Origin of the sequence: Paenarthrobacter sp. NPDC057981 (assembly GCF_042886835.1) — a bacterium.
Lineage (GTDB): Bacteria > Actinomycetota > Actinomycetes > Actinomycetales > Micrococcaceae > Arthrobacter.
In genome coordinates, this window is record NZ_JBHVQI010000009.1 from 78,856 (window position 1) to 95,706 (window position 16,851).

Below are 16,851 nucleotides of genomic sequence, written 5' to 3' on the forward strand. Positions count from 1 at the left end.
TACGTTCTCGTCCATGCTCAGCGCCACGGGTGCTGCCTGCGCGGCACCTGCGGCAAGGGTTTAGCGCACTGAGCGGATACGCATGATGACTGCACCGCCGAGCAGGACGAAAGCGGCGGCCACAAAGAACAGCAGCGTGTAGTTCTTCTGGTCCCCCACCGCTCCGATAGCGAGGAAAAGCGGGGCGATCAGCGGGGCAGAGGACTGAGGAATCGAGGTGGCGAAACCGGTGATGCTCATGAAACGGCCAGCGTCGGTGCTCTTTTCTGGAAGGACGTCCAGCAGAAGCGCCTGGTCCACTGCCGAAAACATACCGATACCCACGGACGTGATCAGGGAGCCTGACATGAGAAGCGTGATGTCCGCCGAGACAGCCATCATGATCATTCCGGCCGCCATGAATGCCCCACCCAACAGAACAAACAACCGACGGCGCCGCAGCCGGTCAGAGAGGAAGCCGCCACCAAGTGCACCAATGGTCGTAGCCAGCACGCCGGCTCCACCGAGCGCGGCGATGATTCCGCTGACCTGCTCGATCGGGATGTCCAAACGACTTGCGAAGAAGAAGGCCGTGAAGGTCGTGTTCAGCGTCAAACCAAAGTAGAACAGGAAGCGTCCGAGCCAGTTCCAGGAGAAATCGGGATAGCGGCGGGGGTTGTAGATGTATTTGCGCAGCATCGACGTTGCCGTCAGATTTTCCGAGAACACCATGCCCCGGCTGTCCGCCTCGTGGACGAACAAGACGAAGAGCGCCACGAGGACAACCCCAACGACGCCCGGGACCATGAAGAGCAGGAACGGGTCGGCAGCGAAACCGCCAGCGATGACAACGCCGAACACCGGAGCGATCTGCGTGGAGAACCCGGTAAGCCCCGCCACTTTGCCGCGTTGGGATTCGGGCAAACGGTCGGCTGTTGAAATTTGAAGGTTGCCCAGCACCTGGCCCCAGCCGATCTGGGCCAGGATCCAGCCGGCGCCCAACACCAGTACGTTGGGGGCGAAAGCCATCACAAGGAGTGAGATAACGCCGAGTACCGTGCCGCCGATCATGAACGGACGTCGCCGGCCGATCCGAGTTCTTGTACGGTCACTGGCCATGCCCAGGAACGGGCCGACGATCATGACCACCAACGCGCCAGCGCCGGTGATATAGCCCAGATACTCCTGGTTGGCCGGAGCCAACTGGTTGACCCTGATGGCCAAGGAAATGGCCAGAGGGGTGATGAACGCGACGAACACACCGAACTGCGCAAGCACCATCAGCCAGATGTACCGGGCGCTGACCTTCTGAACATCAGGTGTCGGGACGGGCGTGGGCAATTCAGCTTCTACGGCCACCGCAGGGGCCAGCGCCCCCGGTACAGCGGCGGAAGGTTCATTGGGATTCATGATGACTCCATTGTCGGGGAAAAGAGTGAAGGAAGTCACTAGCGCGCGCTAGCAATGACGTCGATGCTACAGTAGTGCACTAGCGCGCGCAAGCAGTTTTTCGGCGCCATGGGCAGGAGAGGATTTCGTGGGGAACCTGACGAAGAGCCGTAGGGTCACGACCCAGGACATTGCGAAGTCCTTGGGGGTGTCCCGGGCGACGGTGGGCTTTGTCCTCAACAACACGCCGGGTCAAACTATCTCCGAAACGACCAGGTCACGGGTGCTGGAGGAAGCCCGGAGGCTGGGATACCGTCCGCACAATGCTGCCCGGGCGCTGGCCAGCGGCCAGACCCGCCTTGTGCTGCTGTTGCTCCCCGACTGGCCACTGGACTTCAGCCTCCGGCGCAACATCGAGGAGGCGTCTTTGACACTGGATGAGGCTGGTTACGCGATGATCACGTACACGCCACATCCGACAGGGCAGGCACGTCCCTTGTGGGAATCGCTGCAACCCGACGTGGTTGTTGCTTTGACTGCATTCACCCCTGAGCAGGTCACTGCCATTCGGGACGCCGGCATCACCCGGCTCATCCCTGACCCCGACGTCATCCCAGAGAACCCCTATATTGAGAACGGCCCGGCGCTTCAGCTGGAACATCTTGCCGGACTCGGCCACCGGACCATCGCGTACGCCGGACTCGATGATCCCAAAGTCGCGGACCTCGTTACGAGCAGAGGAACACGCGCCCAGGAAACAGCATCGTCCCTGGGGCTTCCACTTCTGGCATCCCGGAACATTGGGCTGACAGACGAAACGGCCGAGGCGGCACTTCGGGAATGGCGAAGCGTCGGCGTCACGGCCATCGCCGCGTACAACGATGACGTGGCCGCGGCCCTGACAGGGGCCGCATTGCGCAGTGGACTGGCCGTTCCCACGGATATCTCAATTATTGGCTACGACGACACCCCCCTTGCTTCCATGTTCGAGCCCCAGCTCTCCACTGTCCGTGTTGATTCAGCTGGTCTGGGCCGCTACCTGGGTCGGCTTGCCCTGAGTGCCGTCGAAGGAACCCCGCCACCGGCGGCAGGTCCTGAAATGCGGTCAACGCTGATCCAACGGGCTTCAACCGGGGTCCGCGGGTAGCGGGTACATCCCACTGACTAAAGAAACGCGCAGAAGACCTGGGTCAAGTCCGCCGCATATCGGCGGGCGAGGCCTCCCGGCGCCCTGATCCAGTTGCGGTTCGCTCCAGCGAAGTAGGGAGATGAAGCCCCCACGCCGGATGGGCGTGGGGGCTAACTCCTGTGACCTGCACAAAGTGGTATCGGTTGTTCGCGCCGTCACCGGGTTCGAGGTGCACTCGTTTCGGCGGGTCCGGCTGGGAAGGTCATGGTGCGGCGGTAGGGGTCGTTCCGGCTTGCTGCTTCCAGAACCTGATGGCGTGGTCGATCCACCCGGCCGCCGGGGTACCTTGACCGATGCCGAATCCGTGTCCACCGGTTGAAACTCGCTCGTACTGCACCGCAACGCCGGCTCTCCGGAGCTCATCCATTACTGCGTCGACGTGTTCTACCGGTATCAAAGGGTCATCGGCAGCTGTGATGGCGAACGTTGGGCCGCTGCCGGCTGTGACTCCCGGCCATGTGTGGGTCGCAGGGTAGGCAAGCACAGTTGCTTGTGGTGGCGGGAAGCCGTTTGGTTGCGCCCCAACGGGGAGGTTTGATGCCCATTGCAGAGCGAGCATTCCCCCTGCTGAGCTTCCCCACATGGAGTAATTTGAAAGGTTCACCTTCCAGCGGGTCTCGTTGTCGCGGATGAGTTCCATTGCCCGGACCACATCGAGGCCGGCTTTTTGGGCGCGAATTGCTTGTTCAGCGTCGTCTTTCGCTGGTGTCGGAGTGACCCGGTAGCGCAGAACGAAGACGTTGTAGCCCGCATCGTGGAGTCGCTGAGCGTGTGGGAAACCCTCTTGCACTGCGGCCAGAGTCTGCCAACCACCACCGGGCATGACGACCGCAACCGGAGCGCCTGGGTCTCCGGGGAAGAAGAGCATCCCGGCGTCCCGTTTTGAAGTGTCCGCCTGGATTTCCTCTTGTTTGTATAGCGGGAAGTACAACTGTTCGTGCTGGTTGGCTTCGTCAACTACGAAATTGATTCCGTCAGCGATGGTTTGTGGTTCCCAGGTCTGGCCGTAGTACGACAAGACCCGGCTCATTGAGAGAGGTCCTGCCACCACGCCAGACCAATCGTCGGCGAGGGGCGTCATCAGCGATTTGTAGTCTGAGAATGCCGGCAGGCCCGCAATATGCGCAAAGGACGTATCGGTTGTGATGTGGGAATACGATCCGTCGGCAGTGCGAGTGGCTGGGTTCCTTCCGAGTTGGAACAGGTAGCCGCCAATTCCGATGGTGAGGATCAGTCCCAGCGCTCCTCCCGTCCACGCAAGAATGCGACGGCGGATCTTTCGCCGTCGTGATGGTGGGGTTGGGTGCGTCATTGGTCCTCCTTGCCGCCTTCGCGGGCACAGTTTGGGATGCCGAGACAGTGCATGCAGTCTCGGCGGGATGGGCAGGGACCTGGTAGGAGTGCGGGCCCACGTCGACTCGGGCTTAGGTTCCGGTGGTAACGGCACAGACGTCGGAAGTCGTCTTGGCGCCATCCCCGCGAGCGGGAAGCCCAACCACACCACGTCCGCGGTTCATATCCACGGCAGAGAGGCGGGTTTCTCCCGAGTTGACGTATCGGGCGACTCCATTGTCCAAGGCCAAGCACTTTCACTTGCGCGGGAAAGTAAAAGTTGATGGCTATAGTGACACGCATCACTTGCCCGCGCAAGTAAACTATCAACCAAGCGATGAAGACGCATGCTTCGTTAGCTTCACTACGGGATTTAGGAGGCGATGATGACACCCGAGGCCAAACCAACTGCGCGGCGCGCGACGGCGAAGGACGTAGCTCAGACGCTCGGCCTTTCCCGCACCACGGTGGGCTACGTGCTGAACAACACTCCGGGGCAGAGCATTCCGGCAGCGACTCGACAGAAGGTTATGCGCGAAGCAGCGCGGCTGGGATACCGCCCTCACAGCGCAGCGCGCGCGCTGGCAAGCGGCAGAACGCGCGTGGTGCTGCTGATGCTGCCCGACTGGCCAATCGATTACACGATGCGCCGCAACATCGAGGAAGCCACGCATACCCTTGAAAAGGCCGGGTATGCCCTCATCACTTCGACGATCCGCCAGTCCACGAACATGCGACTTCTGTGGGAGGTCCTGGAGCCCGACGCAGTACTGGGATACGTGCCATTCTCCGAAGAACATGTCACCGAGATGCGGCGAAGCAATGTGGCACGCATCATCCCCAACCCAGATACGATCGCCCAGCTCCAGCGATACCCCGAGGAAGGACCCGCCATCCAGATCCGCCACCTGATCGAGCAAGGTCATCGGCGACTTGCGTTTGCCGCGACCGCCGACCCTCGAGTCCGGGACCTTTGCCAGAGACGGTATGAACGCGCGCGGGACTTCGCCCAGGAATCGGGCATCCAGCTCAGTACAGAAAGCATCGACTACCGCGACAATTCAGCTAACGAGGCTGTCGAGAAATGGCTCGCTGAAGGTGTCACCGGAGTGGCGTGCTACAACGATGACGTCGCGGCAACGCTCATCGGACGCGCCATCGAGTCAGGTATCGACGTACCCGACAAAATCTCCGTTGTAGGCCTGGACGACGCGCCAATCGCTAGCATTATGCATCCACAAATAACCAGCGTCCGACTCGACGCCGCCGGGCTCGGTGTCACGCTCGCACAGTTGGCGATCGCCGAAATCGAGGACCGACCCTACGCCGCAACCGCGTCCTTTCCCCAAGCCTCACTCGTCATCCGGAGTTCCACTGCTGCCCCGAACATGCCATAGCTCGACGCAGAGTTCACCGGGCTGCTGCCCTTTGCTGTGCCCGCTGCCATACGACGTAAAGCGATCACAGAACGCCATCGTCTATCGGCAATATTCACATTCCTCGGATCCAGGCAGTGCGGGAAGTATCCCACTGCGGTGTCCCAGTTCCAAGGAAGTGGGACGCGGGTGGATTGAAGAATAGGGCGCCCATTCTGCCTCTGGATGTTGTTGTCGTAGCCGGATGGTAAGAATGGGTAATGTTTCAGAAGCCTCCGAATGTTCCCTTGGAAAACTTCACCAGCACTACCCAGGACTTGGCTCAGGCGGTTATGGCGAGCAAGTATCTGACTTTGGAGCTTCACTTCAGTCTGGAAGGCTTCATCGCCCGCGACCCGGACGGTGTCCGGGTTCTAACCGCTGATATTGGCGTGCGAACGGATAAAAAGACTGGTCAGCGTACCGGGGCTTTGGAGCGCTTGCGTGAACACCGCACGGAAGCTGATTTCCCGCGGGGGATCTCCGTGTTTCAAGCGAAGCGTGCCATCATCCACTACGACTTGGAGCGCGACGGCAAGGGCGACCCTTACTTCTTCGTGGATCGCCCCCACCCAGGAATTGCCGAAGACCTCTGACAGGCTCTTCCTCCGAATGCTTAGCTGTATCGGGTGCGTGCCAGCAGGATCCAACCCACTTCCCTCCGGAGTCGTACTACTTCCCGCAGACGGTTCAGCTCCGAAAGACGACGGAGTAGCCACGCTAGAGTGGTGATTTCAACATTGGGGACGCTGTGAAAACCGTGCTGTACATCATTTGGGCGGTGTTCGTCCTGGCCGCCGCCGGCGCCTGCATCCAATCGGTCCGAAAGACGAAATCCCAGGAGCGCCGAATTGATTCCTGGCCAAAGGCTCAGGCGATCGTTACTGGCAGCCGGGAGGGCTGGACATCCGGTGTCGGCAACACGAGCAGGAACCGCCGCTATTGGCCGACCTATCAGTTCACCGGGCCCCAGGGGGTCCTCTATGCCGGCGAATCCGAGGTCTCCGCGGTTGAACGGCCCGCTCCCGGGTCAGTGCTGGAAGTGGCCTACAACCCGGAGAACCCCGGCGAATCCTTCGAAGTCGCGCATCCATCCAAGTTGGTACTGGGCTGCCTGATCCCCTTCTTCGCGGTGTTCGCAATTGCCTCGTTTTGGTTTATCGGGATTTTCCCGGTCGGCTAGTCAGCGCCCAATCCTCGACCTTGCCCTGTCTTTCGCGTAATCTGTCGAGAGCCTGAAGAAGCCGGGCAAGAAGTAGCCCAGCACCTACTTCCTCAGGTGGCTGCCGAAATGAATGCGGACCTACATGACATCAGAGGCATGTACTGAGACGTGCGGCACCGGGAAGCCCGACCACTCCGGAAATGTGCCAGCCAGGGACGTTGCTGTTTCTCGAGCACGGCCGGGCATCGTACGGATCGTTCTTCGTCCACACTCGCGCATCGGCAAACTTGAGGGTGCATGGGCGCGTGAGCAGCTGCTGGCCCTTACCGGGGGAGACCCTGTAGGAGTTCTCCTTCAGATCACCGGGGTCGAATGGGTCAGCCGGGAAGCGGTCGCAGTCTGCAGCAGGGCGACCACGGTCGCGGCTTTCGCGCTGCTTGGTAGTACGGCGGTCGACATGGTTATCGCCCACAATCCGCGCGGAGTCCCGCGGCCGGGATGCCCCGTCAAGTATTTCGTGGACGAGCAGGAAGCCCTCGCCTGGCTCGCCGGGTACTGCTAACGCCGCCTCGCCTAGCAGGGCGGCGTTCGTCCCGCGGTACTTGGCGTGCCCGCACGAGTAGTCGGTACTCGACTTTCCCGAAAACGAACAGCAGTACCTGTATGACACACAACGGACCACCCTAGGTCCGCCTTATAGGTGCTTCGCCAGACATGAGCGCCGGGCAAAGTTCCCAGCGGAGGAATTTAGGCTGTCCACATCCAAGGGAGTGGGACATTCCAGGACTCCGGTCTCCAGGTCCAGTTGGCGTCGTGTTCAAAGGAAGTGCAGGTCATACTTGGGCGAGTCCGTCTAACGCTTTGACGGCCATTTGCGAAGAAGAGAGCACCGTGCACCCTCATAACTTTTACCCTTCGGGCTATTTTCCGGGTCAGCCGGGGCGGGTCCAGGCTCCACCATTGCCTGCGTGGGCTAAGACGTTCAGGTCTGTCCTGCTGATCGGTGCCGGTCTTCTGGTGCTCCTATTGCTGCTTCTTATTGGTACGGCGACATTAGGATCGGCTGATATGTATAGCCAGGGCGGCCTGGGCGTTCTACAGGCCACCATCTGGCTAGGATTGGGAATGATCCTGCTGACATTCCCGTACCTGATTGCCAGCATCGTCTACGGTGCCCTGTGGGCAACCAAGCTGCGCGGCAGGGGCTATCGTCGGTACACGGCCACCAGTTGGATCTTGGTAGCTGGCCCGGTTGTTGTTGCCTTTCCCGTAGTGGCCTTGGTAGCGCTGATTACCGCTGACCCCAGCATGTTGTGATGCCATTGACCAGACCGACAGGGAAAGAGAAACCGAGCATGATTTCCGATCGCAGGCGGCACAATGAAGCTGTCTTTGCAGAGCATCAGGCGGCAGTGGCAGCCGGGGAAAAGCGCGTACTGCGCAACACCAGCACCGGAGAATTGCACAGCTACCCGGCAGAGGAAATCGGCTTTACGCCAGGCGCAGGGCAAGCCCAGGTCAGTACGTGGTGGGGGATGGCGATCGTCGCGGCCGGTGCTGCACTACTGTGCATATTTTCGATAGTGCTGCTGCTCGCTCCGCTGGCGCAGGGCCAAGGTCCGATGTGGGCCGCGCTGTTCTTGACTGCCCTGGGAGGTGGCGTCACTTTCTACGCGGCGTCGATGTCCCGCCGGGAATACCGGGCTATGCGGCTGCGTAAGTTGCGAGGCTCACCCAGGCCGGGTCCATCCGGCCGGGCAGACATTTAGGGAGATCTGCGATAGTTGCCCGGTCTCCGCAGTGGGCAACATCCCAATCTTGGCCGTCCCCTTTGTAAAAAAGGGGGAAGGGGAGTGGGGGGCGGAACATTCCTGGTTGCTTCGTATCTGATGTCGCGTGCCCTGCTGCCGCCGATATAGGAGGGGCCACCCCTAGGTGGCCCCTTCCCATCTCCATTCGTCTATTTGCAGATTACGTCGGGCCAGCCGTCCATAACGACGTTCCAAGTGGCGCCCCCATAGAGCCTGGAGGATAGGCACCCCTTGTCGCTCTTCCAGTTGGTTCCGGCCGAAGCCATCCCCACATTTCCGAACTTCATATAGAACGAGATCGGGGCATTGAGTTCAGCGATGGCATTTCCGGACTCAGGGAACGTCCCAAGCTTCTGCGGGAGGGTAGTGCCCTTCAGTGATTGGGAAGCATCCGGCGCAAGGGTTGTGCCTTCGACCGAACCAAGTTCGACGGCGCAATATGACGGCTTCTGCCAGTCGGTGCCCGTGACTGAGATGCCGTTATAGCCATCGCAAGCAGCGGATTCAAGCGGGTAGACGGCCATGACCCCTGCCCCGGGCGTTTTGGTCTGGCGTCCGGTTGTCGTGTTGGTGACCGATCCCGAGACTGTGGAGCTGGAGATTCCGTGAAGCTTACCTGGGGGTGCATCCTTGACGTCCTTGGTGAACGGCTCAAGCTTTCCCTGCACCTTCAATTGGGCCGTGTATCCCTCGTCATTGGTCACGACGGCGGATGTCGAGAATGCAGCCGCAAGCCCCAGTGTAAGTGCCTTCGTTGGGTCGCTGCCGGCGCTCGTGGTGGAACCAGGAACGGATGCGCGAGCCATGGCCTGGGCCTTGTCAGCCTTCAGGGCAAAATCGATTTTCGCCTGAGCGCCTTGCGTGTACGCGGGAAGGACGGTCTGTTCCCACCCGAAGTGGTCGTTATCTCCGCTTACCTGCACCACGGTGCTCTTTGTCCAGCCACTGAACGTGTCCGGAAGGTCGAAGTTGTTACCCGTCGTGTCGGTGGTCGTTTGATTGTTTATGGGATCGGTCCCCTTCAGGGGTGTTCCTCCTGCCGACTTCGCCCAGTTGGTGATGTCTGCGGTAGTTAGCTTGCCTTGGCGGTTGACGTTGAAGTACCACACCATGACGCGCTGGTACTTCTCGCTGGAATTGTTTGAAGTTCCTGGCGGGCTGTACAGGTACGCGCAGCCGCCCGCCGGCAAAGGGGTCTTCAGCTCGGAGTCGAGGAGTTTTGCCTCGATGCTGGCAGTGAACCAATTCGGGTCTTCCACCCAGGCCTGGCCCAGCTCTTTTTCTGGTGGGCAGCCGTCCGGAACCGGAAGCACTGTCGGTGTCGCGGAAGGTGACGAGACTGCCGCCGGTGTGGCTGATGACGAATCTGGTGATTGTCCGCATCCGGCCGTTAACGCGGCCATTGCCACAATTGCAAGTGCGGCTGAAGAGGAGCGGAAGATGCTCTGCGGCATAAAAGTTCCGTTCTGTGATGCTGCTGAAGGCCAGATTCCCACTAGTCCCCCGGTCAGCGGATGGGCGTTTCCACTTGTTTTGACTCGAGGGCCCAGACCGTAGCCTGTGCTGGTTTCTGTCCCCCCAATCGGCATCGTAAGCTACGTCGATGGCCCGGATAGGACTGCGTCAACATATTTCTAGCTGTTTATGTGCCGGGACAGGGCATTTCTCCAAGGATCTAGACGGACCGGGCCTGCTCGAGGACGACGGCCCGCGTGGGTCCATGATTTAGCTCTTTGCCCAGATTTAGTCGCTTGTAGGATCGAGATTCCATCAATTCCAAATTTTCCTCGAAACACCGGAAGCGGAAACCAAGGCCCTGGCAGAGCTGAAGGGCAAATGATTGGGCCTGGTCAGGGTGATTTCTTCTTGCTGCGCATAACTTTGGGTGCCCACATTAGCCGGACGCGACCTCAGATCATTGCGAAGGCTGCGTAGCTGTATCGTGGGTGCGTGCCAGCAGGAACCAGCCCACTACCCTCAGGACCAGTCGCAGCAGCCAAGCTGATCGTGGCCTACCACCGTGCCCACGGTGTTCTGCCCACGGTCGCGGGATCCACGGGCAGCGAAGAAGCCGAGCTGTACCGGGCACTGGCAAGGATCCGGCTGCTCTACCGACAGGGAAGACTCGAACCCAAAGCAGCAGAGGTCCTCGAGAAGAAGATTCCAGGCTGGGCGGACGGCGACAGCTACAACAGCGAACGCTTGTGGCGGCAACGCCGGGACGAGCTCATTCGCTGGATGAAGAAGGCCAAACGCCCTCCGCACTACGCCTCCGGGGACGATGCTGAACGTGCCCTGGCGGCGTGGATCTCTGCCTACCGAAAGCACGCCAGGCACGGCCGGCACCCTGACAGGATCAAGGAACTCGATACCAAGGTCCCGGGATGGAGCGAATCGCCGGAATGGACACCAAGCACGTGACGCCCACAGTTCTTACTCCGCCAGGAATCCCAGACTGCACCAAGTCTTCTGGTAAATGTCAGTGCTCCCATGCAGACTGTGTGTCAGGAAACCCTGACAGGAAGGCATAAGGCTATGGGCTGGACCTCCAACGACTACCAACACGAGGGCTGGGTAGCTGCGATTGCACCCGATGGCCGCCTCGCTTCAGGTTCAACCGCTGGCGGGATGCTTGTCCACGGGATCACCGGACGGTACAAGGTAGCGGGAGATTTTGTTGCTCCGGATCAGGAGATTGTTCCGGACGACCTGATCATGAGTTGGCGGGGTGCCTGTACCTGCGGGTGGCAGGGGGAGGTCTGGCAACGAGTGCTCACCCCTGCCGAGGCCGACGTCAGCTCCCGCAAAGAGTATTGCCCTTTAGGGGACGCAGCTTATGTTTCCGGACCTGTGGAGGATGCCGTTCAGGGCGAATGGATGATCCACATCGCGCCGTCCGAAGCGCTCCTGGGTGTTGAAGCGGCCGCCAAAGAACATCGACAGGCATCGCACCGCTTGGATAAGACCGTCGCGGCCGCCAAAGCTGCCGGGGCTTCCTGGGCAGACATTGGCCGTGCCGCGGGGATCAGCCGCCAAGCCGCACACGAACGCTGGGCCGATAAATAGCGGACGCCCCGCACGCTCAGAGGTTTCGTGTAACGGTTTTGTGGGAAGAATAGGCACATGTGCGGCAGATACGTGATGTCCAAGGCCACCAGTGATCTCCTGGGCCACTTCGAGGCAAAGGAAGTCGAGGGGAGCCCGCCGGGGCCGAGCTGGAACGTCGCCCCGACACAGAACGTCCCGATCGTGGCCGAACGGCTGGACGAAGGTGCCATTGACCGGCGCCTGCTCATCGCCCGGTGGGGTCTGATCCCGTCTTGGGCGAAGGATGCCAAGATCGGCTCCAAGCTCATCAACGCCCGGAGCGAATCAATCCTGGAGAAGCCGTCGTTCCGGTCCGCTGCGGTCAAGCGCAGGGCTATCGTCCCAGCCGAGGGGTACTACGAATGGCAGAAGACCGAGGACGGGAAGAAGATCCCGAACTACCTCTACTCGCCAAAGGAGTCGTTACTGGGGTTCGCCGGCCTGTACGAATTCTGGCCCGACCCCGACCTGCCCGAGGACGACCCCGAACGGTGGCTCCTGTCCTGCACCGTACTCACGACCACTACGCAGGACGCCCTGGGCCATGTCCATGACCGGTCCCCGGTCATCATCCCGAAAGACCGGTTCGCCGAATGGCTCGACCCGGACCTGACCGACAAAGCCGACGTCCAGCACCTGCTGCATTCCCTGCCCGAACCAACACTTACGCCCCGCATCGTCAGCCCCCGCGTCAACAGTGTCCGCAACAACGGCCCCGAACTGATCGAGCCTGCCGAGTGATTCATCCCGCCCGCGTCCAGGACTATGGGCAGGACCGGCCCAAGGGGAGGATCGGTCGTTGATGGAGACCCTTGTTGTCGTGGGTGCCGTCCTGGCAGTGCCGGTAGCAGTGATCATGCTCGTGGCCTGGAGGATGATCCTCCGCCCTGTAGCGAAGGAAAGATTGCCTGCGCACAGTGGAAGTTTCCAGTCCCAGCGGGGCAGGGTCTACAGGAAGGGCGGCACATACCGTAATGCCTCGCCCAGCGATGGTGGCAGTGACGCCGATTATTAGCTCCGCAGGCCTCCACCGTGCACGCGACGACGGCCTCAAGCCGATGGAACCGTGTGTGCTGGTGTCGGCTCCAAAAAACTTTCAGTTTTCCCGTCACGATTGCCAACAAGCGGGCACATACAAGGGGGCAGTGCGTCCATTGGCCGTTAGGCTGACGCAAATCAGTTCGCATCGTAGGAGAGGATCGAAATGACCAAGGGCAATGACAACGACCGGTACGTAGTTCCCAACAACGACCGCGGTGGTTGGGACGTCAAGAAAGAAGACGCCAAGCGGGTCTCTGCTCACGAACCCACGAAGAAGGCCGCTGAGAAGCGGGCCAAAGAAATCGTTGAAACCACGGGGCGCGGGCACGGCGAAGTCCGCATCCAGAACAAGAACGGCACATTCATCGACAGCGACTCGGGATCCAAAAACGAGTCACCCGCCAAGGACACCAAACACTAGACGCCACGCGCCGCACTGCTGCTAGCTCGTGCGGATGGCGATGGCTTTGGAGTCTTCCGGGATCAGCGCTTCGGCGGCCGCTTTGGCTTCCTCGTACGTAACGCCTTCGGCCTCGACGTGGCTCAGTTCGCCGTTGCCGGCCTCCAGGGTTAGGGTCACTTTCACTCCCATATCCTAGGCCGCCAGGTCCGCGCGGACCCGGCCCAACGCCGCCAGTAAGGGTGCCGGGTCTTGGGTGTCCCGCAGGTCCACCGGGCGGCGACCGTCCAGGGCGGGGGAGGGGACCATCATCCACAGCGCGAAGTAGTTGTGGGGGATCCGCAACTCCAACGCCCGTTCGAACAGGCCCGTCACCACGGGGTTCAGGGACAGGTCGGCCCGGAACTGGTACCCCGGGCAGAAGGTCCCTTCGTCGTCGATGAATATACGGACCAGCTGCTGCAGGAGGGGTTCGGGATCCTCGTGCACGGCCGCGAGCCGTTCCCGGACTTGTTCCAGGCCGGGCAGGCCGAATTCGTCACGGGTCCGGTTCCAGAGCTGGTCCGGGATGGGGGAGCGGTACAGGTTGGCCGGCACTAGCTGATGGATTCGATCTGCCACTGCGTGGCCAAAGGGTCCCGCCGCAACGTGAACGTGCGCAGCTCCGCACCGGCGGACGGGAGCGTGGCCTGGACCTGCCAGTGTTCAATGCTGACGAGATCACCCGTTCCGACGGCGGCGCGGTTCCGGGTTTCCCACCAGGAGTCCCTGCTGAACCAATGCGCGGTGTGCACGTCGGGGTCGACCATCCAGATCCGGCCGTCGTGACGGATCGCGATGGGTGTCCCGTCGGGGCTGAACCGGACGTCGACGTTCTGGCGGGTTTGTGGTTTTTCGGGGGCAAGAGTCATGGGTGGACTCTCCTTTCTTACGTGGCGCCGGTCAGGCGGCTTTGACGAGGGGAAGTTCGTCCCAGTGGGTGGTGTACCGGGGGGAGAGCATGTCGCGTTTCATGGACCAGTCCGGCCCGCCCTTGATCCCGGCATGGCCCAGGCCAATGGATCCGCGACCGTACCGTTTGGCCACGTCTTCGAGCAGGATCCCGATGCCGCGTTCTTCGTGCGGGTTCTCGAACAGCTCCAACGGTTTCTGATTCCCGGACGGGCGCAGGTCGGTGACCATGATCCCGGCCCGGACGTACTTCACACCCTCGTGAACCTGGGGCAGGAGGGCGTGGGCTGCTTTGGTCAGGATCACCGGGTCCGCGGTTGGCATCGGCAACGCCAGGCAGACCGAGGGGAAGGATTTTTCATTCGGGTTGAAGTGCGAGGTCGCCGCGAACGCGGTCAACACCTTCGCTTGCAGGTCGTGTTTGGCAAGGCGGGCACTGGCCATTTGCGCGTACACGCTCATGACCTGCCGCAACCCCGCCGTCGTCGTGATCGGTGTCGAGAACGAGCGGGAGAAGATCAGCTGGTCCCTCCCTACCCGTTCCTCTTCCATCGGGATGCAAGGGGTGCCTTGGAGTTCCAGGACGGTGCGCATCATGACAATGGAGAACTTGTCCCGGATCGCGACCGGGTTGGCCCGGGCAAGGTCGGCGATGGTGAAGATTCCCATCGCATTCAGGCGCTGGGTCAACCTGGTGGCCACACCCCAGATTTCGATCACTGACAACCGGGCCATCAGCGCTTCGCGCTGCTTTTCGGGTACCGATTCCCACCGGCACACCCCGCCGAAGGCGGGGTTGTTCTTCGCCCACTTGTTGCACAGCTTCGCCAGCGTCTTCGTGGGCGCGATACCGACACAGACCGGAACGCCGACGTTCCGCCGGCACGCGGCCTTCATCTCCCGCCCCATTCGCAGCAGCTCGTCCGGTTCGCCCTTGACCCCCAGGAAGGCTTCGTCGATTGAGTAGACCTCCAACCAGGCCGAGTAGCGGCCCAGCAGCTCCATCACCCGGGAGCTGATGTCGCCGTAGAGTTCGTAGTTGCTCGACAACGCCACCAGACCCCATTCCTTCGCCCGGGGCCGGAGCTTGAACCATGGCTCGCCCATGGCAATGCCCAAGCGTTTGGCTTCCGGAGACCGGGTGACCGCGCAGCCGTCATTGTTGGAGAGCACAATGAGCGGCTTACGTTCCAGGGCCGGGTTGAAGGCGCGTTCGGCCGAGGCGTAAAAGCATTTCACGTCCACGTGTGCGATCTCCTGCATCCGTCGCATCACCGCGGGCTTAGACATGGTGCAGGCACCTCGTGGCCACGCCCCAGATCGTCAGATCCGACAAGGCCGGAACCCTAATATCCGGGAAGCGGGGATTGTCGGCCTGCAGGACCACCCCTGTGGCTGTGATCCGCAGCCGTTTGATCGTCAGTTCCCCGTCCAGGACGGCCACGACGACCGAACCGTCCTTCGGTTCCAGTGCCCGGTTCACCACGAGCTCGTCGCCGTCGCTGATCCCGGCCTGCTCCATGGACTGCCCGGTCACCCGGACGATGAACGTGCTGGTCACGTCCTTGACCAGGTGGGCGTTGAGGTCGATCCGGCCGTCGAAGTAATCCTGGGCGGGTGACGGATAGCCGGCGGCCACCGCTACCGGTGCCACCAGCACCGTCACCGCAGAGAGTCCCGCATCTATCACACGGGGGCCAATTATCACGCCCACAACACACCTTTTATTCGAAATTATGTTCGATTAACTATAGTCTCGTGCTCAGACATTTAAAGCCGCCCAAGGGGCGGAGTGGACGGGTTGCACACCAATGGGGACAGCTTTGAGCTGTGCGGAGGGCTCCACCTGACCCCAATGGGCACAACCCGTCCACCGCGAGAATGAGGCGTTAGCGGCCGCGGAGATGCGGCGGAAGTTCGACGTCGGCTGGGTCCAGTTCCGGCCGGACCCGGAGCAGGGACAGCGGGTGACGGAAAGACTTCCCGCTCCATGCGACGTCGGCGGCGACCTCGACCACGATCGGTTCCACCAGTGTCAGATGGACCGGGCCTTTGTCCTTGCTGAATCTGTTCAGCGAGGTCTCGCTGATTTCTTCCGGCCAGGGATGACCTGGCTGCCCCGGGCGAAGGTGCCGGCCCAACTCCCGGCCTGCCCGCGTGGAAAGGACCGTGGAGCGGCCCACGATCCTCAGAATCGCCGCGACAGGCAACCCGACGATGATCGCCTGCGGCAGCGTCACCGGACCGATGACCGCCGCGCAGACGGCATCAAAAGTGCTCTTCGTTGCTGAACGAGCCTTTTGTGCCCTGAGTGACGAGGGACGCGATGCCGCGTTGTAGCTATTTTGCGGCGGCGATTTCGGCCAGGACGTCGGACGGACGTGGGAAGCCCAGGGCGTCGGCTGTGGCGGGCGGCAGGGTGGCTCCGAGGCTGGCGGTGAATCGGGCGAGGAGGCGCTGGAAGGTGGCGAGGTCGTCGTCGCTCCATCCATCGACAAGCCGGGCGGTCTGGGCGTTGTCGTATTCGACCAGAGCGCGTCCGATTTCCCGGCCCTTTGGGGTGAGAGCCAGGAGGACGCCGCGGTCATCGTCGGGGTCCGGGATCCTGACGGCGAGGTCTTCCTTGGCGAGGCGCCCGGCGATTTTGGTCATGTTTGAGCGGCCGGTTTGGATCGCGTCGGCGAGCATGGTGGGGCGCATCGCTCCGCGGAGGGCGAGCTGGTTGACGACGAGGAAGAGTTGCATGTCGTCGCTGGGGAAGTCGATGGCGGTCATCACTTGGCGGCGCAGCTGAGGACTGTCAGCCAGGTGGGTGACGGCACTGAAGGACACGAGCAGGTCCATCGGGTGGCGTTCCAGCACAGGCGCCAGGTCAACGTCCTCGCGGGCGGCGAGTTGTCCTGGATCCGGTCGCGGCATGTCACTCCTCCATCTGTGTTCTTCCAATCTATGTCACCACACGCCACGTTCCCAGACCATGTATTTCCAAAAATCAAACAAGTATTTTACTTTGGACAATACTGTGCTTTCATTGTTGATGGTCGAACGACGTGTCGGCCGTCACAACCCGGGTTTCGAGACCCGTGGCTTTT

22 protein-coding genes are annotated in these 16,851 nt (G+C 61.4%); 12 read left to right on the forward strand and 10 right to left on the reverse strand.

Annotation, left to right across the window (positions count from 1 at the left end; translation table 11 throughout):
* Positions 1-60: 60 nt before the first annotated feature.
* Positions 61-1,389 (reverse strand): MFS transporter, encoded by a 1,329-nt coding sequence (locus tag ACFVSI_RS10720; RefSeq protein WP_387822957.1) that lies wholly within the window; start codon positions 1,387-1,389, stop codon positions 61-63.
* 127 nt (positions 1,390-1,516) lie between these two features.
* Here ACFVSI_RS10720 and ACFVSI_RS10725 point away from each other — a divergent pair, with 127 nt between their 5' ends.
* Positions 1,517-2,515 (forward strand): LacI family DNA-binding transcriptional regulator, encoded by a 999-nt coding sequence (locus ACFVSI_RS10725; RefSeq protein WP_387822960.1) that lies wholly within the window; start codon positions 1,517-1,519, stop codon positions 2,513-2,515.
* A 244-nt stretch (positions 2,516-2,759) separates the two neighbouring features.
* On the opposite strand, the gene ACFVSI_RS10730 is transcribed toward ACFVSI_RS10725, so the two are convergent.
* Positions 2,760-3,869: an alpha/beta hydrolase gene (locus tag ACFVSI_RS10730; RefSeq protein ID WP_387822962.1), complete on the reverse strand. Its 1,110-nt coding sequence runs from the start codon at positions 3,867-3,869 to the stop codon at positions 2,760-2,762.
* 403 nt (positions 3,870-4,272) lie between these two features.
* On the opposite strand from ACFVSI_RS10730, the gene ACFVSI_RS10735 reads away from it, so the two are divergent.
* The 6 genes from ACFVSI_RS10735 to ACFVSI_RS10760 all read left to right on the forward strand — a co-directional run bounded on the left by ACFVSI_RS10735 (position 4,273) and on the right by ACFVSI_RS10760 (position 8,238).
* Entirely contained in the window at positions 4,273-5,286 is a 1,014-nt protein-coding gene (locus tag ACFVSI_RS10735; RefSeq protein ID WP_387822964.1) for a LacI family DNA-binding transcriptional regulator, read from the forward strand.
* A gap of 266 nt (positions 5,287-5,552) precedes the next feature.
* Complete coding sequence (locus tag ACFVSI_RS10740; protein ID WP_387822966.1) at positions 5,553-5,900, forward strand: hypothetical protein; 348 nt, start codon at positions 5,553-5,555, stop codon at positions 5,898-5,900.
* A gap of 155 nt (positions 5,901-6,055) precedes the next feature.
* Positions 6,056-6,487, forward strand: a complete 432-nt coding sequence (locus ACFVSI_RS10745; RefSeq protein ID WP_387822969.1) for a DUF3592 domain-containing protein — start codon at positions 6,056-6,058, stop codon at positions 6,485-6,487.
* A gap of 124 nt (positions 6,488-6,611) precedes the next feature.
* Positions 6,612-7,031, forward strand: coding sequence for a hypothetical protein (locus ACFVSI_RS10750; protein WP_387822972.1), 420 nt, complete (start codon positions 6,612-6,614; stop codon positions 7,029-7,031).
* Positions 7,032-7,594: 563 nt separating this feature from the next.
* Positions 7,595-7,786 (forward strand): hypothetical protein, encoded by a 192-nt coding sequence (locus ACFVSI_RS10755; protein WP_387822974.1) that lies wholly within the window; start codon positions 7,595-7,597, stop codon positions 7,784-7,786.
* 38 nt (positions 7,787-7,824) lie between these two features.
* Entirely contained in the window at positions 7,825-8,238 is a 414-nt protein-coding gene (locus ACFVSI_RS10760) for a hypothetical protein (RefSeq protein WP_387822976.1), read from the forward strand.
* Positions 8,239-8,429: 191 nt separating this feature from the next.
* Here the strand turns inward: ACFVSI_RS10760 and ACFVSI_RS10765 are convergent, their stop codons facing one another.
* On the reverse strand, positions 8,430-9,539 hold the full coding sequence (locus tag ACFVSI_RS10765) for a hypothetical protein (protein WP_387822978.1): 1,110 nt from the start codon (positions 9,537-9,539) through the stop codon (positions 8,430-8,432).
* 691 nt (positions 9,540-10,230) lie between these two features.
* Here ACFVSI_RS10765 and ACFVSI_RS10770 point away from each other — a divergent pair.
* The 5 genes from ACFVSI_RS10770 (at position 10,231) to ACFVSI_RS10790 (ending at position 12,829) form a co-directional block, all read left to right on the forward strand.
* Positions 10,231-10,701, forward strand: a complete 471-nt coding sequence (locus tag ACFVSI_RS10770; RefSeq protein WP_387822980.1) for a hypothetical protein — start codon at positions 10,231-10,233, stop codon at positions 10,699-10,701.
* A 114-nt stretch (positions 10,702-10,815) separates the two neighbouring features.
* Entirely contained in the window at positions 10,816-11,346 is a 531-nt protein-coding gene (locus ACFVSI_RS10775; protein WP_387822983.1) for a hypothetical protein, read from the forward strand.
* A gap of 57 nt (positions 11,347-11,403) precedes the next feature.
* Positions 11,404-12,108, forward strand: coding sequence for an SOS response-associated peptidase (locus tag ACFVSI_RS10780; protein ID WP_387822985.1), 705 nt, complete (start codon positions 11,404-11,406; stop codon positions 12,106-12,108).
* Positions 12,109-12,169: 61 nt separating this feature from the next.
* The gene (locus ACFVSI_RS10785) at positions 12,170-12,382 is read left to right on the forward strand and encodes a hypothetical protein (protein ID WP_387822987.1); all 213 of its coding nucleotides are present in this window, start codon (positions 12,170-12,172) and stop codon (positions 12,380-12,382) included.
* Positions 12,383-12,571: 189 nt separating this feature from the next.
* Positions 12,572-12,829 (forward strand): DUF2188 domain-containing protein, encoded by a 258-nt coding sequence (locus ACFVSI_RS10790; RefSeq protein ID WP_387822989.1) that lies wholly within the window; start codon positions 12,572-12,574, stop codon positions 12,827-12,829.
* A 21-nt stretch (positions 12,830-12,850) separates the two neighbouring features.
* Here the strand turns inward: ACFVSI_RS10790 and ACFVSI_RS10795 are convergent, their stop codons facing one another.
* The 7 genes from ACFVSI_RS10795 to ACFVSI_RS10825 form a co-directional block, all read right to left on the reverse strand.
* A complete protein-coding gene (locus ACFVSI_RS10795) occupies positions 12,851-12,994 on the reverse strand; it encodes a hypothetical protein (RefSeq protein ID WP_387822992.1) in 144 nt (47 codons plus the stop codon).
* Between the two features lie 9 nt (positions 12,995-13,003).
* On the reverse strand, positions 13,004-13,405 hold the full coding sequence (locus ACFVSI_RS10800) for a hypothetical protein (RefSeq protein ID WP_387822994.1): 402 nt from the start codon (positions 13,403-13,405) through the stop codon (positions 13,004-13,006).
* The gene (locus tag ACFVSI_RS10805; RefSeq protein ID WP_387822997.1) at positions 13,405-13,719 is read right to left on the reverse strand and encodes a hypothetical protein; all 315 of its coding nucleotides are present in this window, start codon (positions 13,717-13,719) and stop codon (positions 13,405-13,407) included. Before ACFVSI_RS10805 ends, ACFVSI_RS10800 begins: the two co-directional genes overlap by 1 nt.
* Positions 13,720-13,750: 31 nt before the next feature.
* Positions 13,751-15,049: a Y-family DNA polymerase gene (locus ACFVSI_RS10810; RefSeq protein WP_387823000.1), complete on the reverse strand. Its 1,299-nt coding sequence runs from the start codon at positions 15,047-15,049 to the stop codon at positions 13,751-13,753.
* Positions 15,042-15,473: a LexA family protein gene (locus ACFVSI_RS10815; protein ID WP_387823003.1), complete on the reverse strand. Its 432-nt coding sequence runs from the start codon at positions 15,471-15,473 to the stop codon at positions 15,042-15,044. The genes ACFVSI_RS10810 and ACFVSI_RS10815 overlap by 8 nt, the downstream gene beginning before the upstream one ends.
* 175 nt (positions 15,474-15,648) lie before the next feature.
* A complete protein-coding gene (locus ACFVSI_RS10820) occupies positions 15,649-15,999 on the reverse strand; it encodes a hypothetical protein (RefSeq protein WP_387823006.1) in 351 nt (116 codons plus the stop codon).
* A 100-nt stretch (positions 16,000-16,099) separates the two neighbouring features.
* On the reverse strand, positions 16,100-16,678 hold the full coding sequence (locus tag ACFVSI_RS10825; protein ID WP_387823008.1) for a MarR family winged helix-turn-helix transcriptional regulator: 579 nt from the start codon (positions 16,676-16,678) through the stop codon (positions 16,100-16,102).
* Positions 16,679-16,851 lie beyond the last annotated feature (173 nt).

What these genes read in the sequence shown, in the direction of transcription:
- ACFVSI_RS10720 (WP_387822957.1), bottom strand. Translation starts at nt 1,389, where the DNA reads ATGAATCCCAATGAACCTTCCGCCGCTGTACCGGGGGCGCTGGCCCCT.
- ACFVSI_RS10730 (WP_387822962.1), bottom strand. Translation starts at nt 3,869, where the DNA reads ATGACGCACCCAACCCCACCATCACGACGGCGAAAGATCCGCCGTCGC.
- ACFVSI_RS10735 (WP_387822964.1), top strand. Translation starts at nt 4,273, where the DNA reads ATGATGACACCCGAGGCCAAACCAACTGCGCGGCGCGCGACGGCGAAG.
- ACFVSI_RS10750 (WP_387822972.1), top strand. Translation starts at nt 6,612, where the DNA reads ATGACATCAGAGGCATGTACTGAGACGTGCGGCACCGGGAAGCCCGAC.
- ACFVSI_RS10755 (WP_387822974.1), top strand. Translation starts at nt 7,595, where the DNA reads ATGATCCTGCTGACATTCCCGTACCTGATTGCCAGCATCGTCTACGGT.
- ACFVSI_RS10760 (WP_387822976.1), top strand. Translation starts at nt 7,825, where the DNA reads ATGATTTCCGATCGCAGGCGGCACAATGAAGCTGTCTTTGCAGAGCAT.
- ACFVSI_RS10775 (WP_387822983.1), top strand. Translation starts at nt 10,816, where the DNA reads ATGGGCTGGACCTCCAACGACTACCAACACGAGGGCTGGGTAGCTGCG.
- ACFVSI_RS10780 (WP_387822985.1), top strand. Translation starts at nt 11,404, where the DNA reads ATGTGCGGCAGATACGTGATGTCCAAGGCCACCAGTGATCTCCTGGGC.
- ACFVSI_RS10785 (WP_387822987.1), top strand. Translation starts at nt 12,170, where the DNA reads ATGGAGACCCTTGTTGTCGTGGGTGCCGTCCTGGCAGTGCCGGTAGCA.
- ACFVSI_RS10790 (WP_387822989.1), top strand. Translation starts at nt 12,572, where the DNA reads ATGACCAAGGGCAATGACAACGACCGGTACGTAGTTCCCAACAACGAC.
- ACFVSI_RS10805 (WP_387822997.1), bottom strand. Translation starts at nt 13,719, where the DNA reads ATGACTCTTGCCCCCGAAAAACCACAAACCCGCCAGAACGTCGACGTC.
- ACFVSI_RS10810 (WP_387823000.1), bottom strand. Translation starts at nt 15,049, where the DNA reads ATGTCTAAGCCCGCGGTGATGCGACGGATGCAGGAGATCGCACACGTG.
- ACFVSI_RS10825 (WP_387823008.1), bottom strand. Translation starts at nt 16,678, where the DNA reads ATGCCGCGACCGGATCCAGGACAACTCGCCGCCCGCGAGGACGTTGAC.